The organism is Acinetobacter sp. F16 (assembly GCF_052712855.1).
Genome location: NZ_JBRATK010000009.1, coordinates 103,750 through 122,083, shown reverse-complemented (window position 1 = coordinate 122,083; position 18,334 = coordinate 103,750). Strand labels below are relative to the sequence as shown.

At 40.7% G+C, this 18,334-nt stretch carries 21 protein-coding genes; 9 read left to right on the top strand and 12 right to left on the bottom strand.

Annotated elements, in window-relative coordinates; genetic code table 11:
- Nucleotides 1–205: 205 nt before the first annotated feature.
- Nucleotides 206–1,579, bottom strand: coding sequence for a dihydrolipoyl dehydrogenase (locus ACU0NF_RS07535; protein WP_445660678.1), 1,374 nt, complete (start codon nt 1,577–1,579; stop codon nt 206–208).
- 152 nt (nt 1,580–1,731) lie between these two features.
- On the opposite strand from ACU0NF_RS07535, the gene ACU0NF_RS07530 reads away from it, so the two are divergent.
- Nucleotides 1,732–3,732 carry a hypothetical protein gene (locus ACU0NF_RS07530; RefSeq protein ID WP_445660677.1) on the top strand — a complete coding sequence of 667 codons (2,001 nt, stop codon included), beginning with the start codon at nt 1,732–1,734 and terminating at the stop codon, nt 3,730–3,732.
- 152 nt (nt 3,733–3,884) lie between these two features.
- On the opposite strand, the gene ACU0NF_RS07525 is transcribed toward ACU0NF_RS07530, so the two are convergent.
- Nucleotides 3,885–4,187: a hypothetical protein gene (locus ACU0NF_RS07525; protein ID WP_171539226.1), complete on the bottom strand. Its 303-nt coding sequence runs from the start codon at nt 4,185–4,187 to the stop codon at nt 3,885–3,887.
- Nucleotides 4,188–4,301: 114 nt separating this feature from the next.
- Nucleotides 4,302–4,637: a TIGR01244 family sulfur transferase gene (locus ACU0NF_RS07520; RefSeq protein ID WP_171539227.1), complete on the bottom strand. Its 336-nt coding sequence runs from the start codon at nt 4,635–4,637 to the stop codon at nt 4,302–4,304.
- Between the two features lie 124 nt (nt 4,638–4,761).
- Here ACU0NF_RS07520 and ACU0NF_RS07515 point away from each other — a divergent pair, with 124 nt between their 5' ends.
- The 3 genes from ACU0NF_RS07515 to ACU0NF_RS07505 are packed head-to-tail and all read left to right on the top strand — an operon-like array spanning nt 4,762 to nt 6,520.
- The gene (locus tag ACU0NF_RS07515) at nt 4,762–5,658 is read left to right on the top strand and encodes an alpha/beta hydrolase (RefSeq protein WP_445660676.1); all 897 of its coding nucleotides are present in this window, start codon (nt 4,762–4,764) and stop codon (nt 5,656–5,658) included.
- Entirely contained in the window at nt 5,659–6,096 is a 438-nt protein-coding gene (gene trxC / locus ACU0NF_RS07510) for a thioredoxin TrxC (RefSeq protein ID WP_445660675.1), read from the top strand. It abuts the gene before it with no gap.
- On the top strand, nt 6,077–6,520 hold the full coding sequence (locus tag ACU0NF_RS07505; RefSeq protein ID WP_214645931.1) for an acyl-CoA thioesterase: 444 nt from the start codon (nt 6,077–6,079) through the stop codon (nt 6,518–6,520). The genes trxC and ACU0NF_RS07505 overlap by 20 nt, the downstream gene beginning before the upstream one ends.
- A gap of 153 nt (nt 6,521–6,673) precedes the next feature.
- Here the strand turns inward: ACU0NF_RS07505 and ACU0NF_RS07500 are convergent, their stop codons facing one another.
- Together ACU0NF_RS07500 and ACU0NF_RS07495 are read right to left on the bottom strand one after the other, a co-directional pair.
- Nucleotides 6,674–7,174: a DUF4442 domain-containing protein gene (locus tag ACU0NF_RS07500; protein WP_445660674.1), complete on the bottom strand. Its 501-nt coding sequence runs from the start codon at nt 7,172–7,174 to the stop codon at nt 6,674–6,676.
- 32 nt (nt 7,175–7,206) lie between these two features.
- On the bottom strand, nt 7,207–7,695 hold the full coding sequence (locus ACU0NF_RS07495; RefSeq protein WP_067723050.1) for a YajQ family cyclic di-GMP-binding protein: 489 nt from the start codon (nt 7,693–7,695) through the stop codon (nt 7,207–7,209).
- A gap of 91 nt (nt 7,696–7,786) precedes the next feature.
- Here ACU0NF_RS07495 and ACU0NF_RS07490 point away from each other — a divergent pair, with 91 nt between their 5' ends.
- On the top strand, nt 7,787–8,101 hold the full coding sequence (locus tag ACU0NF_RS07490; RefSeq protein WP_445660673.1) for a rhodanese-like domain-containing protein: 315 nt from the start codon (nt 7,787–7,789) through the stop codon (nt 8,099–8,101).
- Nucleotides 8,102–8,194: 93 nt separating this feature from the next.
- Here ACU0NF_RS07490 and mnmC read toward each other — a convergent pair whose 3' ends face one another.
- From mnmC to ACU0NF_RS07470, 4 genes are read right to left on the bottom strand one after another with little or no spacing between them, the layout of a single operon-like run.
- On the bottom strand, nt 8,195–10,108 hold the full coding sequence (gene mnmC / locus ACU0NF_RS07485) for an FAD-dependent 5-carboxymethylaminomethyl-2-thiouridine(34) oxidoreductase MnmC (protein WP_445660672.1): 1,914 nt from the start codon (nt 10,106–10,108) through the stop codon (nt 8,195–8,197).
- A 35-nt stretch (nt 10,109–10,143) separates the two neighbouring features.
- Nucleotides 10,144–10,659 carry a hypothetical protein gene (locus tag ACU0NF_RS07480; protein WP_445660671.1) on the bottom strand — a complete coding sequence of 172 codons (516 nt, stop codon included), beginning with the start codon at nt 10,657–10,659 and terminating at the stop codon, nt 10,144–10,146.
- 4 nt (nt 10,660–10,663) lie between these two features.
- Nucleotides 10,664–10,966 (bottom strand): YciI family protein, encoded by a 303-nt coding sequence (locus ACU0NF_RS07475; RefSeq protein ID WP_445660670.1) that lies wholly within the window; start codon nt 10,964–10,966, stop codon nt 10,664–10,666.
- Between the two features lie 26 nt (nt 10,967–10,992).
- Complete coding sequence (locus tag ACU0NF_RS07470; RefSeq protein WP_445660669.1) at nt 10,993–11,607, bottom strand: inner membrane-spanning protein YciB; 615 nt, start codon at nt 11,605–11,607, stop codon at nt 10,993–10,995.
- A 45-nt stretch (nt 11,608–11,652) separates the two neighbouring features.
- Between ACU0NF_RS07470 and ACU0NF_RS07465 the strand changes: the two genes are divergently transcribed.
- Entirely contained in the window at nt 11,653–12,504 is an 852-nt protein-coding gene (locus tag ACU0NF_RS07465) for a PHP domain-containing protein (protein ID WP_445660668.1), read from the top strand.
- 108 nt (nt 12,505–12,612) lie between these two features.
- Here ACU0NF_RS07465 and ACU0NF_RS07460 read toward each other — a convergent pair whose 3' ends face one another.
- Both ACU0NF_RS07460 and radC read right to left on the bottom strand, forming a co-directional pair.
- Nucleotides 12,613–13,524: a bestrophin family protein gene (locus tag ACU0NF_RS07460; protein WP_445660667.1), complete on the bottom strand. Its 912-nt coding sequence runs from the start codon at nt 13,522–13,524 to the stop codon at nt 12,613–12,615.
- A 72-nt stretch (nt 13,525–13,596) separates the two neighbouring features.
- Nucleotides 13,597–14,289: a RadC family protein gene (gene radC, locus ACU0NF_RS07455; protein WP_445660666.1), complete on the bottom strand. Its 693-nt coding sequence runs from the start codon at nt 14,287–14,289 to the stop codon at nt 13,597–13,599.
- A gap of 113 nt (nt 14,290–14,402) precedes the next feature.
- Here radC and coaBC point away from each other — a divergent pair, with 113 nt between their 5' ends.
- Both coaBC and ACU0NF_RS07445 read left to right on the top strand, forming a co-directional pair.
- Nucleotides 14,403–15,668 (top strand): bifunctional phosphopantothenoylcysteine decarboxylase/phosphopantothenate--cysteine ligase CoaBC, encoded by a 1,266-nt coding sequence (gene coaBC, locus ACU0NF_RS07450; protein ID WP_131268231.1) that lies wholly within the window; start codon nt 14,403–14,405, stop codon nt 15,666–15,668.
- 179 nt (nt 15,669–15,847) lie between these two features.
- Complete coding sequence (locus ACU0NF_RS07445; RefSeq protein ID WP_445660665.1) at nt 15,848–16,225, top strand: cytochrome b562; 378 nt, start codon at nt 15,848–15,850, stop codon at nt 16,223–16,225.
- Nucleotides 16,226–16,433: 208 nt separating this feature from the next.
- On the opposite strand, the gene dusA is transcribed toward ACU0NF_RS07445, so the two are convergent.
- The gene (gene dusA / locus ACU0NF_RS07440; protein WP_445660664.1) at nt 16,434–17,453 is read right to left on the bottom strand and encodes a tRNA dihydrouridine(20/20a) synthase DusA; all 1,020 of its coding nucleotides are present in this window, start codon (nt 17,451–17,453) and stop codon (nt 16,434–16,436) included.
- Nucleotides 17,454–17,664: 211 nt separating this feature from the next.
- Between dusA and ACU0NF_RS07435 the strand changes: the two genes are divergently transcribed.
- A complete protein-coding gene (locus tag ACU0NF_RS07435) occupies nt 17,665–18,309 on the top strand; it encodes a hypothetical protein (protein WP_445660663.1) in 645 nt (214 codons plus the stop codon).
- Nucleotides 18,310–18,334 lie beyond the last annotated feature (25 nt).

Below are 18,334 nucleotides of genomic sequence, written 5' to 3'. Positions count from 1 at the left end.
GCGCTGATGGTAGTGTGGGGTTACCCATGTGAGAGTAAGTCATCGCCAGCTCATTATTCCTGAAAATCCCCCTCCGCATACGCCGAGGGGGATTTTTTTATGCGCGGAATAAATACAAAAAAGCAGACTTGAAACAAAGCAAAAGCAGAAAACAAAGGTTCCCGAAACCAGCGAAAAAGATCAGCAGCAGCCTGAATCCCGGTTTTTATTGCAGCTGCCGCCGGGCGTGTTTAAAGGCGGTTCTCAGGCCTTCTTCCAGAGTGGGGTGGTAGAATGGTTTGTCCAGGATATCATCCAGGCTTAAGTCCTCAGCGATCATCCAGGATAATAGATGTGCCATATGTTCAGCAGACTCAACAAAAAGTTCACTTCCTAAAAATTTACGTGTTTTTTTATCAATATAAACTTCAATTGCACCTTGGTTTTTACCCAAAACTATCGCCCGACCTTGGGTTGTATATGAGACCACACCTATAACAAATTCAATATTAGATTGAGTAAGTTGGTTGAAACTTTGTCCTACAATAGCCATTTCTGGTTGGCTAAAAACAATACCCAGTGGAGTGAGAGTTTTAATATTTTTAAGTTTAGGAAAGTTTAGACAATTATGAATTGCAGTTCGTCCTTCGTGAGCCGCTTCATGCTGAATGGGAGAGTTGCTATGTGCATCCCCAATAATAAAGATTGGATAATCAGCCAACTGTTTAGTCTGCCCATCTACAGGGAGTTTTTTTAGATCAGTAAATTTTGAATCAATGTTTTCTAGATTTAAACTATTTAAATAACTGTTACGTCCTGTTGCGACCAATAAATAATCGGCAGTGAAACTACTCTGAGTTCCTTTTTCTATGTAATTGATTTTAACTTTATTACGAAATTTTTGGACTTGCTCAGGGAGGATTTCAAATTTGATATTTAATTCTTCACTTAAGGTCGTCTGAGCAATCTTCTGTAGTTTTGGACTAGTAAGAGAGCCAACTTTACGACTACGTGCAAAAACAATGGTTTCAACGCCTAAACGTTGCATGGCCTGTGCAAGTTCAATGGCTATAACTCCACTGCCAATTACTGCCAATGATTTTGGTAAGGTTTCTAATTCAAAGATTTGATCAGAGCTAAGGAGCTTATCGTCCAGTTCAATTTTCCAGTCGCTGTTAATAGTGGGAGTTGATCCGACAGCAATAATAAAACTTTTGGCTTGATATTGTTGTTGATTAACTTGAACCGTATTTGAATCAATGAAATGCGCTTTCCCAGAAATTTTATGGTCATCATCCCAACTATTAACTTCCTGTAATGTGGCATGTGTAAAGTGATCACGAAGCTCTCTTACATGTTGCATTACTTGAGAAGTATCTATTTTAGCTGAAACCTTTAGAGCAACTTCTTGAGCATTTTGAATGTCGTGCATTCGGTTGGCAGTGGAGATTAAAACTTTACTTGGCATGCACCCAACACGAGCACAAGTTGTATCCCAAGGACCATCATTAATAATAAGAATGTTCTGGGTGTACTTTATTGCTTCTTTATATGCAGATATTCCTGCAGTACCAGCACCGATGATAATGATGTCGTACATTGTGAAATAACTCTCATTTTTATATTTTTTTAGGCTAACACAGTTAAACATTTATCATGCTTTTGTTTACATAAACTACTATATGTGATTACATATCAGCCAATATAAATTAAATGATAACACTATTCTTATAGGGATTTCGGGGACTTTTAATGAGCAAAAAACAAATTAGTTTGAAGCTTTCAACTGTTACTTTAGCAGTTTTATTGGCAAGTTGTGGTGGCGGTGGTAGTGAAGGATATTTTAATAATAATGATTCAGGTAGTTCTTCTTCTACGAACCCGAGCACTGGCGAGGCTGTGAAAGCTGTCGATATTAGTGCTGTTCAATTGATTGATCGAAATGGTAACTTAACTCAGGCAATCGCAGCAGAAGGTGTAATTGCTAAAGTAAAAGTAACAGATCAGTCAGGTAAAGGAATTAGTGGTGCATTGGTTACATTTACAGTGACTGGTGGTGTTGTTTTGGGTAGTTCTAATGGGGCTATTTTAACTAATACCAATGGTGAAGCGAGTATCTCTGTTAAACCTGAAAATATAAATACTAATGGTGCCTATCAAATTTCTGCAATTGCAGATTTTGATGGTGCTAAAGCATCAACAAAAGCACTTAATTTCTCACTTCAAGCAACCAATATTATTTTAGTCGATATGATGGCAGCTAGTACTCAATTAGAGTCTGGCGGCTCAACAAATATCACGTTAAAAACGCAAGATGCAAATACAAAAGTTAATCAGAATAATGTCAATGTAGAATTCACTGCAACATGTGGTAAATTTGAACCTGATACAGTTGTTTCATCAAATCAAGGGAACGTTACAACATCATATAAAGCGATTGGTACAGATGGAAAGCTTTGCACAGGGACACAAAAAATTTCGGCAAAAGGTTTAAATATCCCAGAAGTAGCACTTGATGTCAGTATTAAGGCACTTGAAGCTAATTCACTAGTATATACATCTAATAAAGTTAATTTAGGAATTAGAAAAAGTGGCTCAGCATCATCTGGTCAAATTGAATTTACTTTGTATGCAAATGGAGTACCTGTAGCAGATCAAGATGTTTTGATTGAGAAAGTGCAAGCACCAGAAGATTTATCGTTCGTATCATTTGGAAATCGTAATAACAAAACTATAAAAAGTGATTCAAATGGTAAAGTGATTGTGAATCTTTATCCAGGAGATAAACCTGGGCCTGTAGAGATAAGAGCAACTTTAGTTTCAGACGTAAATGTTTCGGCTATCTCTAAAGAGGTATCTGTATCCATTGGTCGTGTAACTCAAGATGGATTAAGCTTATCAGTATCTAAAAATTCATTACAGAATGTAACTGATGGCGATACTGCAACTATTACAGCGAGAATGGTTGATCGTACACGAAATCCTGTACCAGATGGTACGGTAATTAGTTTTGTTTCGGAGGGTGGTAAGGTTGAACCTAATTGTTCAACAGTCCAAGGAGTGTGTTCTGTAACTCTAACCACACAAGAACCTCGTCCTTTAGATAATCGTGTTACTGTTTTAGCTTATGTTGAGGGTGATAAAACCTTTACAGATTTAGATGGCGATAATCTTTATACTAAAGGTGTAGATACACTTCTTAGTAATATTGGCAGCTTTTTCCGTGATGATAACGAGAATAATCAATATAACAAAGATTATGGTATTGGTGAATTTCTTTATAATCGTGCAGTATTAGGAAACAAAGCGACATGTGCTCCCTCTACAATAAGACAGCCGAATATCGCAGACACGTGTGACGATAATTTAGATACGGTTATTCGTCAGCAGCTTTTATTTGCATTTGCTGAAAATACACCAACTTTTACCAATGTGAATGCGAGTGGAAGTTTATTATCTTTTAATATGTATGGAAATAGTGCTCAAAGTGTACCTATGCCAACAGGTACAACAATAAATGTTATGCCTGAGGATAATACAAAAAATAATGATTTATCTTGTACCGCTGAGTTGGTAAGCGGAAGTTCACCTGTTGCAAATGTATTTAATCTTTTAACACCAACCACATTCAAAAATAATAATCAAAGTTATTATGGCTATCGTCTAAAAGAATGTGCGGTAGGAGATACGTTGAAAATTTCTGTTTCTTCACCAGATAGTAAAGTATCAACGATTTATGTATCTTATCAATAGAAATTGTATTTATAAAAAAACAGCGCTTCGGCGCTGTTTTTTTGCTAAATATTTTTTAAATTGAAGTTCCTACACTCACCCCAACCGTAGGTTTCACATTCATTGAGCTACATCCAGCCAAGACACATGAAATAAGAAGTAGAAGAATCATTTTATTCATTAAGTAATCCTGGTTTTTTCGCTTCATTAAATAACAGGGCAGAGTGTGTGCCAGTTCGACATATTATTAAAATTACTTTTAAAAGCTGATTAGAATATTTGGAAAATTCAATTACGGCTCTTGCAGAAACTTGAGCACTGGTAATTGATTGGTAAATAAAACTAACTTGAGCTTGTTCGGCAATATTGTGCAATTGATTAATTGAAACCAGATTACCTTGTTTCTGGTCGGAATGATTCACGATTGCTGATTTAAAATGTTTATAAATCAAATTTTTTAAATCAGTCTGAACCATTTGACCTATAACACTTGGCTAAGCATTTAAACGATGAGTTCAATCCGTAGTTTCTGCATAGATCTGTGTGTTACAGGTCAAATTAAATTGAGTAAAGCACTATAAATAAAGTGCTTAATCATCCAGTAAATCCATTTGCTTTGCGAGTTGATATAAATTATTTGAGCGGTTGCCTGTACGACAGAACATCAATACTGGTTTAGGAAGTTCATTGAAATGATTGGCAAATTTACGGACATCGATTTCAGTAATTTGACCCGCAACAACAGGTTGAAACACGTAATCTAAACCTGCATTGCGTGCAGCTTCTTCAATTTGTGCACTTGTAGGCTGATCTGAACCACCTTCCATATCCGGACGGTTATTAATAATTGATTTAAAACCTTTCTCAACTACTTGTGCTACTTGTTCCGGGGTAATTTGACCTGCAAAGCCGACATTTTCGCTCATTTCGTCACTCCATAATTCGTTAAATAGATTTATGCTTTATGATAGCATTAAGCTGAAACTCGAGCTTAATCTGTTGAAATTTTTATAAGCGATTACAACCATAAAATAACGCAATGGAGCGCGTATGCATTCCTATATAGTTGAACCACTGTATGTAAATAGTGGGCAAGAGGTCATTGCTGCAGATTTTTATCGTCCTAAAACTGAAAATAAGCCTGCTGTCATTATTATGGCACACGGTCTGGCAGCCTTGCGTCAATTTAAACTGGTTCAGTATGCCAAGCATTTTGCTCAAGCAGGTTATGCAGTGGTATTGTTTGATTATCGTTATTGGGGCGGGAGCACAGGACGTCCACGTGAACTGGTGTCGGTTCAATCTCAATTAGAAGATTGGCGAACCATGATTGCGCATATTTTAGAACGAAAATCGGTAGATACGCGACGTATCGTACTTTGGGGCACGTCTTTAAGCGGGGGATATGTCTTAAATCTGGCTGCAGAATTAAAAAATGTTCACGCTGTAATTGCCCAAATTCCCTTCGTGGATGGAACAGAAAGTGCCAAGCTTTACCCTTTACAACAACTGCCGAAAGCATTAAAAATATCAAGTCAGGACTATATGGGTGCAAAAGTGGGTATGTCCCCTAAAACCTTGCCCGTGGTAGACCGGAAGGGCTTATGTTTTATGCCGACAGCCGATAGTTATGACGGATATTTATCCATTGTCAATCCGGATTATTACTGGAGTGGCGAAATTCCTGCACGAGTCTTTTTCAACCTGATCCGTTACCGTCCCATTCAAGATGTGCGTAAAATTAGCGTTCCTGTTTTATTTATTGCTTCCAAACAAGATAGCCTGATTCCACTTGAGTCGAGTCGTGAAACCGCAACCAATATTGCACCTTATGTACAGTACCATGAGTGGGATATGCAACATTTTGATATTTATCATGGGCAATGGTTTGAAAAAGCGATATCTACCCAATTAGAATTTTTACATCAACATATTGGAGTGAGCTAAATGATTATTGTATGTCCTGCATGCGGTGCTAGAAACCGAGTACCTGAAGATAAACTAGAGGCAAATCCAAACTGTGGACAGTGCCAACATGCGCTGATTCCTCTGGCTCCCATTGAGTTGAATGAGCACAATTTTAGTAACTTCGTTACCCATAGTGACTTGCCTGTTTTAATTGATTTATGGGCAGAGTGGTGTGGTCCTTGCAAGATGATGGCGCCTCATTTTGAACAAGTGGCCAAGCAAAATCCGAGAGTAATTTTTGCGAAAATTAATACTGAACACTCACCTCGACTTAGTGGTGCTTTTAATGTGCGGAGTATTCCCACCTTAGTTTTGATGAATAAAGCCAACGAAATTGCTAGAATAAGCGGTGCTTTACGATCTACAGAGCTGCAACAGTGGCTAGATCAACAATTAAATGCCAAAACTGGGAGCTAATGTGTCAGATACTCATATAAAACCTGAAGGAACCCTTTCCCTTCAAACCATTGCGATGCCGGCAGATACCAACTGGAGTGGTGACGTTTTTGGTGGGTGGATTGTTTCACAAATGGACTTGGCAGGGGCAATTCACGCAGAGCGTTTCAGTAAAGGACGTTGTGCCACCATTTCGATTAATCAGATGACTTTTTTAGTTCCAGTAAAAGTCGGTGATGTGATTAGTTGTTATACCAAAATTTTAAAAGTGGGTAATACCTCAATTCAAATGCAGATTGAAGTATGGGACAGCCATGACGATTCACGTGAGCCGATCCGTGTGACTGAAGGGGTATTTACCTTTGTTGCTGTGGATGTGAAAGGTGGCAAGCGTCAAATTCCCGATGATGTCAAACAAAAATATTTAGCATCAAAACCTGCGTAATAATGAATCATAAAAAAGCCCAATCATTGTTGGGCTTTTTTTATACTTTAAATTTTTTAAAATAACGTAGGATCTATTTTAAGCTAGGCAGTTTTTACAGAAGTAAAAAACGTCATTTAATTTAGCTTTAAGTAACCAAAATTAAAAATGAAATTACTTGTTTAGTTGCGACTTTGACACCCAAGCCCACAGCATTTCGCACTGAATCGGCTCTTCACCGGATTCATCAGTAACCCGAACCGAAACCAAGGTTTCACCTTTTTCAGTGCCTTGCATCAATTTTTGCTGCTCATCGGTGAGTGTTGCAGTGGCAGTCATGGCACCCTTGCTTGGGCGTTTAAAATCGATTTTTAAACTCTTGATGAGCACAATACAGGAATCAGAAACATTCATTCCAGTCACAAAACCGGTGGCTGTTTCAGCAATCAGTGCCATGGCGCAGGCATGTACCTGACCAATATGGTTCTGCATGGCACGATGGTTTTCAATTTTCACCACCACTTTGGCGTGGCTCACTTCGAGATAGCGAATATTGGCACTACCCACCATCGGCACAACCCGACCAAACGCTTTGCTCCACAGCGTACTGCGAATACCTTTGGGCAATTTAGACGTTGCTTTAACCAGTTTTGATAAGCGATTGGTCGGTGTCATGAAGTTCCTCGAGGTTTTATTGCATCAATGCATTAGTCTTTAAAGTTATTAAACTGCAAAGGCACACCAAATTGTTGTTCTTTTAAGAATGCCATAATTTGTTGCAAAGTATCGCGTTTCTTGTCAGTTACACGAATCTTATCGCCTTGAATAGAAGATTGCGCTTTAATGCCGCTTTCTTTAATGGCTTTATTAATTTTTTTTGCGGTATCAGAGTCAAGGCCATCTTTAAGTTTAATCACTTGGATGACATTTTTACCTGAAGCGGTCATTTTTTGTGGATCAAGGGCTTGAATATCCACTTTACGTTTAAAGAAATGATTTTCCAGCATGCTGTACACTTGTTCGCATTGGAAATCACTTTCTGTCGTAATTTTGATTTCTTTATTTTTTTCACTCAATTCAATAGAAACGTCTTGGCCACGGAAGTCAAAACGAGTCGCAATTTCTTTTTGCGTGTTTTGAACGGCATGATTTACTTCAAAAATTTCTAATTCAGAGACAATATCGAAAGAAGGCATGGTTTAGACCTTTACAAAGGGAAAGAATATCTGAGATGCTAGGGATGTTTTCTTCATTTGCCAAGTGTTGTTTACATCAAAGGAGTGCACAATGATCCGTAAGCAAGAAATTACAACATTTGAGTTCCCAGAAAATGCAGTAATCTGGGATGTTCGTGATACAAAAGCCTTTGCTGAAGGTCATGTAAAAGGTGCTGTAAATCAGCCCATAGATGACTTGAGTGCAGAAAGCTTAACTCAGGTGGAGTCGGATCAGACCATTTACATCTTATGTGGTGGCGGTAGTAAAGCACCACGTGCTGCTGAAAAGTTAGATCACTTCGATAGCTCGCGTGAGTATGTTGTATTGATGGGTGGCACTCGTGCTGCGCGCGATGCAGGATTCCCTTTAGAACAGGGCGCTTAAGAAAAAAGCACCGTAAGGTGCTTTTTTAATGGCTAGAAATGAATCCACTCAATCCCTCTTTATCTAAAGGGGGATTTTTATTTTTCTCATTTTTTAGTCCGAGCTTGGTTTTTGATAGTAAGGCTTTTTCGGTTTTACTTTTTTAATAAAGCGTCGCGGATTAAGTTTATTCACCCAATATGAAGTCAGCGGGCAGGCTTCCCCTAAAACTTGAGCAGCCAAAACTTCACTACACAGCGGTGCGAATAAAAAGCCTTTCGAGCCTAAGGCAGTAAAGGTATAGATTTCAGCATTGGGCTGAATTTTTCCAAGCAATGGGAAATAGTCCGGGCTTTGTGTCCGCACCGATGCACGGCCTTGCCAGTTTTCCACAGGCGGCAAAGATCGCGCATAATCTGGAAAGACACTGTGGATCAGTGCATAGTTATGCAGATGATCTTCAACTAGGACTTCATCATCATCCCTATATGGATGAAATGAAGCCCCTAAAATCAGATGCTGATCATCTAACTGCATGCAATAACCACCATAACTATAAGCCTGTTCAGGTTGTAAGGGCTGATCTGCATTATTGAACCAGCTGACTTGACCGCGATTGGGTTTAAGTTTGGGAAATTGTTGCGCAAAGTTTTTGCTGTTCAGTGCCGCACAAACAATCACGTGATCAAATTCCCCCAAACATTGCTGCTTGCTGTCGATCACTTGAATGTTCGATGTGGTCTTTAATTCAGCGATTTCTGCTTGCTGAAATTGAATTGCAGGATGCGCTAAAATTTGATCGCGTAACTGATGCGGTGAAACCGTACCTGCTTGTAATAATTTCAGGCTCGGAAATTCGGTTTCAAGCTCACTTTGATTTACTTTTTCTGCAAACACCCCGTGTGGATATTGCTCTGCCAGCTCAAGTAAATCATCCTCCTGCTTAAGCGCCAGTTGGTTCACCTGAGTTGGGCGAAAAGCTTTGAATTTTTGATAATGCGCAATGGCATATTGCCATGCCAAAGTGACCAGATGCTCAGCACTTTGCTCAATACGGCCTAATCTTGGATTGAGTAATGCCAGGGGATTACCAGAGGCTCCCGCAAGAGGCGCTGATTGATCGTAAATCGTGATTTGATGACCACGACTGGCAAATGCGTGGGCACAACTTAAACCGGCGATTCCTGCGCCAATAATCGCAATTTTACGTTGTTTAAATGCTGAAGCTGAATTTTCTAATTTGGATGGGTCCGTCTCTACGGTTTTTGACTGAAAGCTTTCCTGATCTTCAACTTCCGGAGGATTCCAGATTGCTGTAAGCATTTGACGTTTATGCTTAAAGCCGGGTGGCAGAGAAACCGTTATTCCGTGCGCGCTTAAACCGCGTTTTAAAATACCTGCAACACTAAAAGATGAAAAAGTCGTTCCATAGTCAGAAAGTCGGACAATATGGCTTAAAACATTGTCTTGCCAAAGATCGGGATTGCAAGAAGGTGCGAAGCCATCTAGAAACCAGGCATCTACCGCTTTGGTTTTGGCAATAACCGGCAAAACATCATTGGCATCACCCAGCCATAAATCGATGGAGAAACGATCGTCAGGAAAGTTCAGCCGGTGACAGCCGGCAATAGGCAGTGGATATTGCTCAATCAGCTGCTGGGCTAAAGGCTGAAGTTCGGGCCAGACCTTGAGTGCACGGATGAAATCGGCTTTCGCAAGTGGAAACTTTTCTACGCTGATCAAGTGCAGATGACTTTGGTTATTTGGACGAAGCTGTTGCCACATTTGCCATAACGCTAAAGCGTTTAACGCCGTGCCAAAGCCGGTTTCACCAACACAAAAGTATTCAAAATCTTGCAGCTTGGCCAAACGTGTTGCAAGGTTATTGCCATTTAAAAAGACATGTCGGGTTTCAAGTAAACCATTGTCTCTGGAAAAATAGATGTCGCCAAACTGTTTGGAGACAGGAATATCAATCCCATCAATACATTGCCAATCAAGATCAGCAGTTTGAATTGCACTCGACAAAATCTAAGCAACCTTTAAAGCAAAAAAGAGATGTTTTACCACTGACGGCGACGTTTGGTATAGACATAACTTGCAATCAAGAAACCGAGCAAGACACCGACCGCAATGGTCGCAGCGCCGTATAAAAACATCTGCGCACTACGTTCACTTTGTAAAACCTGAACTTGCACACCCAAGCTGTCATTTTTCAATTGCAGCTCCTGGTTTTGCGATAAGGCATCTAAATTGGCTTTTTCCAATTGTTGCAAGCGGGTGGCCTGATCCTTAACTAAGGCTTTAACTTTGGCATCTTGCAATGCTTTATTTTTCGCAAGTTGTTCTGCTGTTAAAGGTTTTGCTTCTTGTGGTAGGCCGTTGGCATCAACGCCCCCGGCAGCAGGAACAGTGCCGGGTTTGCTTGCAGGCAAGGTTTGTGGTTTTTGGGTCTGTGGCGGTGGTGTCGCAGTCGTTGCTTGAGCAGCAGGTGCCGCGGCAACAGGAGCGGTTTCTACCGCCCATGCAGTTGAACAGATAAGAGATAAACCCAATAAGCTTGAAACAACAACGCGCATGATTTTATCCTTGAGGGAAAGCTTTATTAAAAGGTTTCACATCAATATGACCGTATACGCCTTCTTTTAAGAAAGGCTCTTCTTGTAGCCATTCATCAAGCGCTTCACGCGATTCAAAGTCAACAATAATGGTACTGCCATAGAATCCCGCTTGTGGATTGGTCGGATCTTTTGGCATGGCACCGGCCACAATTAAGCGACCTTCATCATTTAATTTTTGCAGACGTTCAAGATGTTGTGGGCGTGTAGCAAGACGTTTTTCTACTGTACCTTCGTTATCTGTACAGCTTACGACGAATAAAGGCATATTCTTTCTCGTTCGGTTGACCTAAATTATTCTTCAGGCGACTTAAAATATTTGCGCAAGACAATAAACTGAATAATGATAAAGGAAAACATCACAATCATGTCACCAAATGCAGTGAATTCACCCCAATATTTTCCACCTAAAAATAAAAATGCGAAGAAAATATGCAAGCAGGACATGAATATGAACATTCCTGCCCAGGCAAAGTTTAAATTTTTCCAGCCTTGTTCAGTTAAATTGAAGATTGGGCCAAATAAACGTTGAATGAGCGGTTTCTTGTCTTTCATAAAATAAGGTGAAAGTAGGAATGCACCTGCGAAGATAATATTTAACAGAACTGCTTTCAAACGAATATAAAAATCGTCGCTGAGCATTAAAGTGACGCCACCAAATATCACCGTCATAAACAATACAATCCATTGTTGCTTGTCTAAACGGAATTTTTGTATAACAAACAAAGCCCCATATACCACAAGCATTGAAATAATCAGGCCAGTGGTTGCAACCAAAATATTATTATTATCTATACCGCCTGCAGAACCAATCAATTGAAGCAGCGGATGCTCAGTATCTTTGGGATCAACGGTTTTATATAAATAAAAGAAAATAATGAGTGGCACAAAGTCTAAAAGTGCTTTCATGTTAGAGTATCTAAATCTGATCAAATAAATGACGTAGTATAAGTGATGCAAGGCGTAGATTTACATACACACAGTAATATTTCTGATGGAACTTTGTCTCCAGAACAACTTGTGCATGCAGCCGTTGAAAAAGGTATTCATACCCTTGCGCTGACTGACCACGATACTATGGATGGCTTAAAATTAGCTGAAAAAGTTGCATTAGATTTACCATTGAACATTATTTCGGGTGTGGAAATTTCCAGTCAATGGTCACGGCCGGCAACTCAAAAAAGCTACGGAGTACATATTGTTGCCTTGAATATGCAAAATCCAGAGCCTTTGCAGATTTTACTGGAACAACAAAAACAGATTCGCGCCATTCGCGCAAAACAGATTTGTGATTTGCTCATTCCACTGATCGGTCAGGATATTTATGCAGATGTGATTGCCAAAGTGGATGGCATTGCAGACCGTATTACCCGAACTCATATTGCCAAAACCTTAGTTGAAAAAAAGATTGTGAACCGCCCGCAACAGGCTTTCGATAAATATATTAAAGAAGGCAAAAAAGCCTACGTAAAATTTGATGGCTTGTGTTTAGAAGAAACCATCAAGGTGATTCATGCAAGCCAAGGCTATGCGGTGCTGGCACACCCAACCAAATATGATTTATCCGCCACCAACATTCGTTACCTCATTGAGATATTCGGTAAATTTGGTGGAGATGCTGTTGAACTTCCCCCTGCAATTGAGCCTGCCTCTACACGTCAGATGGTGGATCGCATGATTGAGGAATTTGATTTAAAGGTTTCTGTGGGCAGCGATTTTCATGGCGATCATATGCCATGGATTCGATTGGGCAATATTCCGCGCCTTAAAGAAGGGCAAGTTGGGATCTGGGAGAGTTTTCGTTAATTTTTAATCCCCCTCAGTCCCCCCTTTGATACAGAGGGGATTTACTTCTCCCTTTTAAAGGGATAGCGGCACTGCTGCGCAAGGAAGGATTTGATAGGAGGGAGGGGATTATAAAAGATTATTATCTTGGGCTTGAATAGGTGGAGGGGTCGGTTTACCGAGTGTTCCCAATAATTCAATTTCGATGGTACGAACCATGGCATCGAGCGGTAAGTCATTACTTTGCGTACCAAACGGTTCTTCAATTTCCGAACTTAAGGCATCTAAGCCCAAAAAAGTATAAGCCAAAATACCGACCATTAACGGCGTCGCCAAGCCTAGGGTCGAACCCAAACTAAAAGGCAGCATGAAACAGAAGAAATACACGGTGCGATTCAGCAAAACCGAATAGGCAAACGGCAAAGGGGTGGTCGCAATACGGTCGCAACCGGTTTGAACCAGACTGAGTTCAGCGACATGCTGGTTCATCTGCATATAAATAATATCGGAAATTTCACCGTCTTTCAGGGCTTGCATCAATTCCCACTGAATCAAACTCAAAGTGTATTGCGGTGCATTGGCTTGCTGGTAAAGCTGGGTTACAGCCTGCTGGCTCATGCCGCTGGTTTCAACCAATGCCAGGGGGTTCGCCGTTTGATGACGTAAACGGTCACGCAGGACATTGGCAAAGACAATCACGTGCTGGATCACACGTTCACGACGGCCATGACTGAGCATACGGCAATCGCGGTCAAAATGTCGGGCATTGGCAATTAGCATGCCCCAAAGTTTACGCGCTTCCCACCAACGGTCATAACACGCCGTATTTTTAAATCCCAGAAAAATGGATAAAACTACACCAATTAAAGTAAAGCCAACCAGGGGAAGTTCTGGAAAATGAAAATACCCAATATAAGAGAGTCCGCCAATCACTGCGGAGATCAACATGACGACCCCTAAAGGCGGCAAAACCTTGGGCAGAATGGTTCCGCGCCAAGAAAATAGCAGCTTGAATACACTAGGTTGATCACGAACAATCATGTTATTAGTATCATCAAAATTTTTATTGATCTTCAGTGTTAGCAGGACTGTTGTCAATATTTGTTACATTTATTATTGAGGCTGAATAAGCCCATGTTCAGCAAATGAACAACTCCCTTCTGGGGAAATAATACAATGGTCAATCAGGCGGATTTCTAATAAGTCACAGGCCGTTAAAATACGCTGGGTTAACTGAACATCTGCCTTGGAAGGCAGTGGCATACCAAAAGGATGGTTATGTGCAATCACGATGCTACTCGCATGTTGATGAATGGTGTGACGCAGCAATTGATTAATCGAAATTTCACACGAATTTAAGGAACCATAGAACATTTTTTTAAAGCTTATTTTTCTTAAATGGACATCTAGACAAAGCACGGCAAAAACTTCTTGAGTTTCACCCAGCAGTTCAAATTTCAAAAAATCCAATAAAGCTTTTGAGTTACTCAATTCAATTTTTTCCTGTTTTAAATATTGCGCGCTATAGCGCCGTCCCAGTTCCTTGACTGCCATCAGCTGGGCATATTTGCTGGTGCCAATACTATGAAACTGGTTTAAATCCTGAAGTCTGGCATCCAAAATAGGATTTAATCCCCCAAAATGCCGCAGCAAGATACGTGACAGTTCAACCGCTGAATGTTGCCTGGAACCGGAACGTAAAAAGATCGCCAGCAGTTCAGCATCTGACAAACTGGATGCACCCTGCTGAATCAGTCTTTCGCGGGGGCGTTCTTGTTCTGGCCAATGTTTAATCGATGAATTCATTGTTTTTAGACTTTTTTATTATGAGTGATAGTGATTAGACCTAAGTGCTGACTTGGGCATGAGTTTATTTAATGATATTGTGAGCGCCACTGCAACACAAAGGTAGCCTGTTTGTGAGCTTCGATTTGAGTGTGATTCCAAATAAAAACATTGTTTTAGCTGTAACCGGCGGTATCGCGGCCTATAAAAGTGCCATTTTAGTTCGTCGTTTAAAAGATGTGGGCTTTAATGTCCGTGTGGTGATGACGCAAGGCGCGCAAGCTTTTATTACACCGCTAACATTTCAGGCCCTGTCGGGAAATCCGGTACACACTGAATTACTTAATCCGGAAGCCGAAGCGGGGATGGGGCATATCGAGTTGGCGCGTTGGGCCGATTTATTGCTGGTGGCGCCTGCAAGCTGTGACACCCTGGCAAAATTTGCTGCAGGTTTGGCAGATGACCTGTTAAGCACTTTATATCTGGCGACTAAATCTCCAGTTTGGGTTGCACCAGCCATGAATCAGCAAATGTGGGCTGCCAAAGCCACACAGCGTAATTTAAATACGCTGGTTGAAGATGGCGTACATGTGATTATGCCGGATGCCGGCTCACAAGCCTGTGGTGATGTCGGTTTGGGCCGTATGCCTGAGCCGGAAGATCTGGCACGTCAAGTGACCGAGTACTTCCATAAAGCACAACGTGCCATTGCCGAAAAATTTGGCATGCTGGCTGGCAAACATGTGGTGGTGACCGCAGGACCAACCCGTGAAGCGATTGATCCAGTCCGTTATATTTCCAACCACAGTACCGGCAAGATGGGCTTTGCCCTGGCTGCGGCCTGTTATGCAGCTGGTGCGAAAGTGACATTGATTGCAGGTCCCGTCAGCCTGGATACACCGAATGGTGTACGCCGTATCAATGTTTCCTCTGCGGTGCAAATGCTGGACATCAGCATGCAGATGCTGGATGAAGGTTGCGATATCTTTATTGCTACAGCAGCGGTAGCAGATTATCGCGTGGCTGAAGTTGCCGAGCATAAAATCAAGAAAGCCGGTGATGAACTGAATGTTTCTTTAATTAAAAATCCCGATATTGTGGCGACCATTGCCCAGCAGCAAAAGCGTCCATTTATGGTTGGATTTGCTGCAGAGACGCGTAATGTTGAAGAATATGCAGCCGGAAAACTGGTGGCGAAAAAACTCGATATGATTGCCTGCAATGATGTATCGCGTGCTGACATCGGGTTTGCCTCGGATGAAAATGCCATGATTGTGTTCTTTGCCGAGCAGTATCATATGCAGAAACGTGATCTGGAAAAAGCATCCAAACAGGAAATTGCGCAGCAGCTGGTTGAAGCGATTCATGATGCCTTGCACCATGAAATAGAACCGGTTTAAAAAGCTGAAGCGATTGATTAAAATGCAACGAATCCGTTGCATTTTTTATGCAATTTACACTATGTTAAATGCTTAAAATGCAAATGTTCAGAACAATTGAACAGCAACAATAACAACTGAACAATAACCACTGTAATAATAATCACAATTTTTAAATGGATCTTTAAAAGGATATCAACATGATCAAAAAAACTTTAGCTACAGTGATGCTTTCTGCCGCTTTATCAATCAGCAGCCTGAGTTTTGCAGCCAAGCTTGAACAGAATATGAATACACTTGCGAAAAACTTTAAAGTGTTTAACAAGGCCGAGAATCAGACTGATGCCCTGAAAGCACTGGATCATATGAAGGCTGCAGCTTTAGATGCAAAACGAATGAAATTAAAAAACCATGATGCAAGCGCACCAAGTTCAGATGCTTTATATGACCAATTGCTGGCAGAGATTGAGAAAACCAGACTATTGGTTCAAGCGGGTCAATTAGATCAGGCTAAAGTGGAAGGCAAAAAAATTGCTGCGGTTAAAGACCAGGGACATGCTGTTTATAATCATCACTAATTTTATGCATATTCATCATTCAGAGAAATGAGTGCGGAAAATGTAGCTTAAGCTGACAGTTTTCCTATTTTTGATTGGCTGTCATAGACGCTGTGCAAAGCTTTCTTCATTTAGCAATATATAAAGACAGCGGAAAAATCAAGATTCAAAAAAAAAATGCCAGCCCATTTTTAAATGGACTGGCATTGTTGCTCATGAATATATTCAATCAATTTGAAGCCAGATCACCCTGATTTTCTTTCAGATAATCTTCAGTGCGTTGCATCGCTTCCTGAATATTGATTAACGCCGTTTCCACATCTTTTAAAGTTTTGGCATTGCCGCCACTTAAAGCCTGACGCCATTTACGCGCACCCGGCAGGTTTTGGAATAAACCTAAAATATGACGGCTAATAATGGAAAGCGGTGCACCTTCTTCCATACGTTTAGCAATATACGGCATCATTTGCGCCATAATATCAAAACGGTCAGGCGCTTCTAAATTCCAGAGTTGCCCCAGTTCAGCCAATAGGTAAGGGTTGTGATAGGCTTCACGACCAATCATCACCCCATCAACATGTTTTAAATGCTCTTGCGTTTCAGCCAAAGTTTTAATTCCGCCGTTAATCTCTATCAGCAGATCAGGACGTTCCTGTTTTAAACGGTAGACATCTTCATAACGCAAAGGTGGAACATCGCGGTTTTCCTTAGGCGATAAACCCTGAAGCAGGGCAATACGGGCATGCACGATAAAGTTGTTGCAACCGGTTTTGGTCACGGTGTCGACAAAATGCAGCATTTCTTCATAAGACTGCATGTCGTCAATCCCGATCCGGTGTTTCACCGTCACCGGAATATCCACTGCATTACGCATTTCAGCAATACATTCTGCAACCAGTTCAGGCTCTGCCATTAGACATGCGCCAATTTTATTGTTTTGCACGCGGTCACTTGGGCAGCCGACATTCAGGTTGACTTCATCATAACCCCAGTCTTGCGCCATCTTGCTGCAGGTGGCTAAATCCTGTGGATTTGAGCCGCCAAGCTGTAACACAATCGGATGTTCTTGATGATTAAAGTCCAGATGACGTTTAGCATCGCCATGAATGATGGCACCCGTGGTCACCATTTCGGTATACATAATGATGTTTGGATTAAACAGGCGGGCAAAAAAACGATAGTCACGAGTTGTCCAATCCATCATCGGTGCGACAGAAATGCGGGGCTGTAAAGATTGGAGAGCAGTCATGGCGTAAACCTGAAATGATGAAAAACCGAAGCGCGGATTATACGTGCTTTCTGATCAAAGCAACAACACAGCATAAATAATAGGCGATACACTATTTCTTGGTATATAGATTATCCAATATAAAACAATAAAGTATCTGATTTCTTATCTTGTAAATTTTACAAAATTGAGTATGTTTAATTATGAGAAGAATAAAGTATGAGAACAACACATGATGCTTTTGGAAGAAATCTTTAAAAGTAAAAAAGCAGAACATTCAGATTACTTTAATCTAAGAATTCATCGTGGGCTAAGCTGGTTAAAAAAATCAATTGAACTTGATAGCGACCTTGATCTTAAATTTATGAGTCTCTGGATCTCGTTCAATGCCATTTATGCGCAGGATGTTGCCATTACCCAGGATAAACAGTCATTACGCCAGTTCTTATATTTAATTTGCCAAAAAGACCAGGAATTTAAAATTTATAATATTCTCTGGGATAAATTTAGCCATCCGATTCGCCTGCTACTGGAAAATCCTTACGTGTATCAAGGATTCTGGGATTTTCAAAATCAAAAAATCAGTCAGGTCACCTGGAAAGAAGATTTTGAACAGGAAAAAAAGAAGGTGCATTGGGCCTTACAGGAAAAAGCTTCGGTCGATATTCTGTTCGTGATTTTTAACCGTCTTTATACCTTACGCAACCAGATGATCCATGGCGGGGCCACTTACAATAGCTCGGTGAACCGTAAACAGCTTCAGGATGCCTGTAATATTCTGGCGGCGTTATTACCGATGTTTATATTGGTGCTGCTGGAAAATGCCCAAACGCTAGATTTGGGCAAACCGTTTTATCCGATGGTGCAAGTGTCTTAATGACCGGTTTAAAACAATGAAAAGT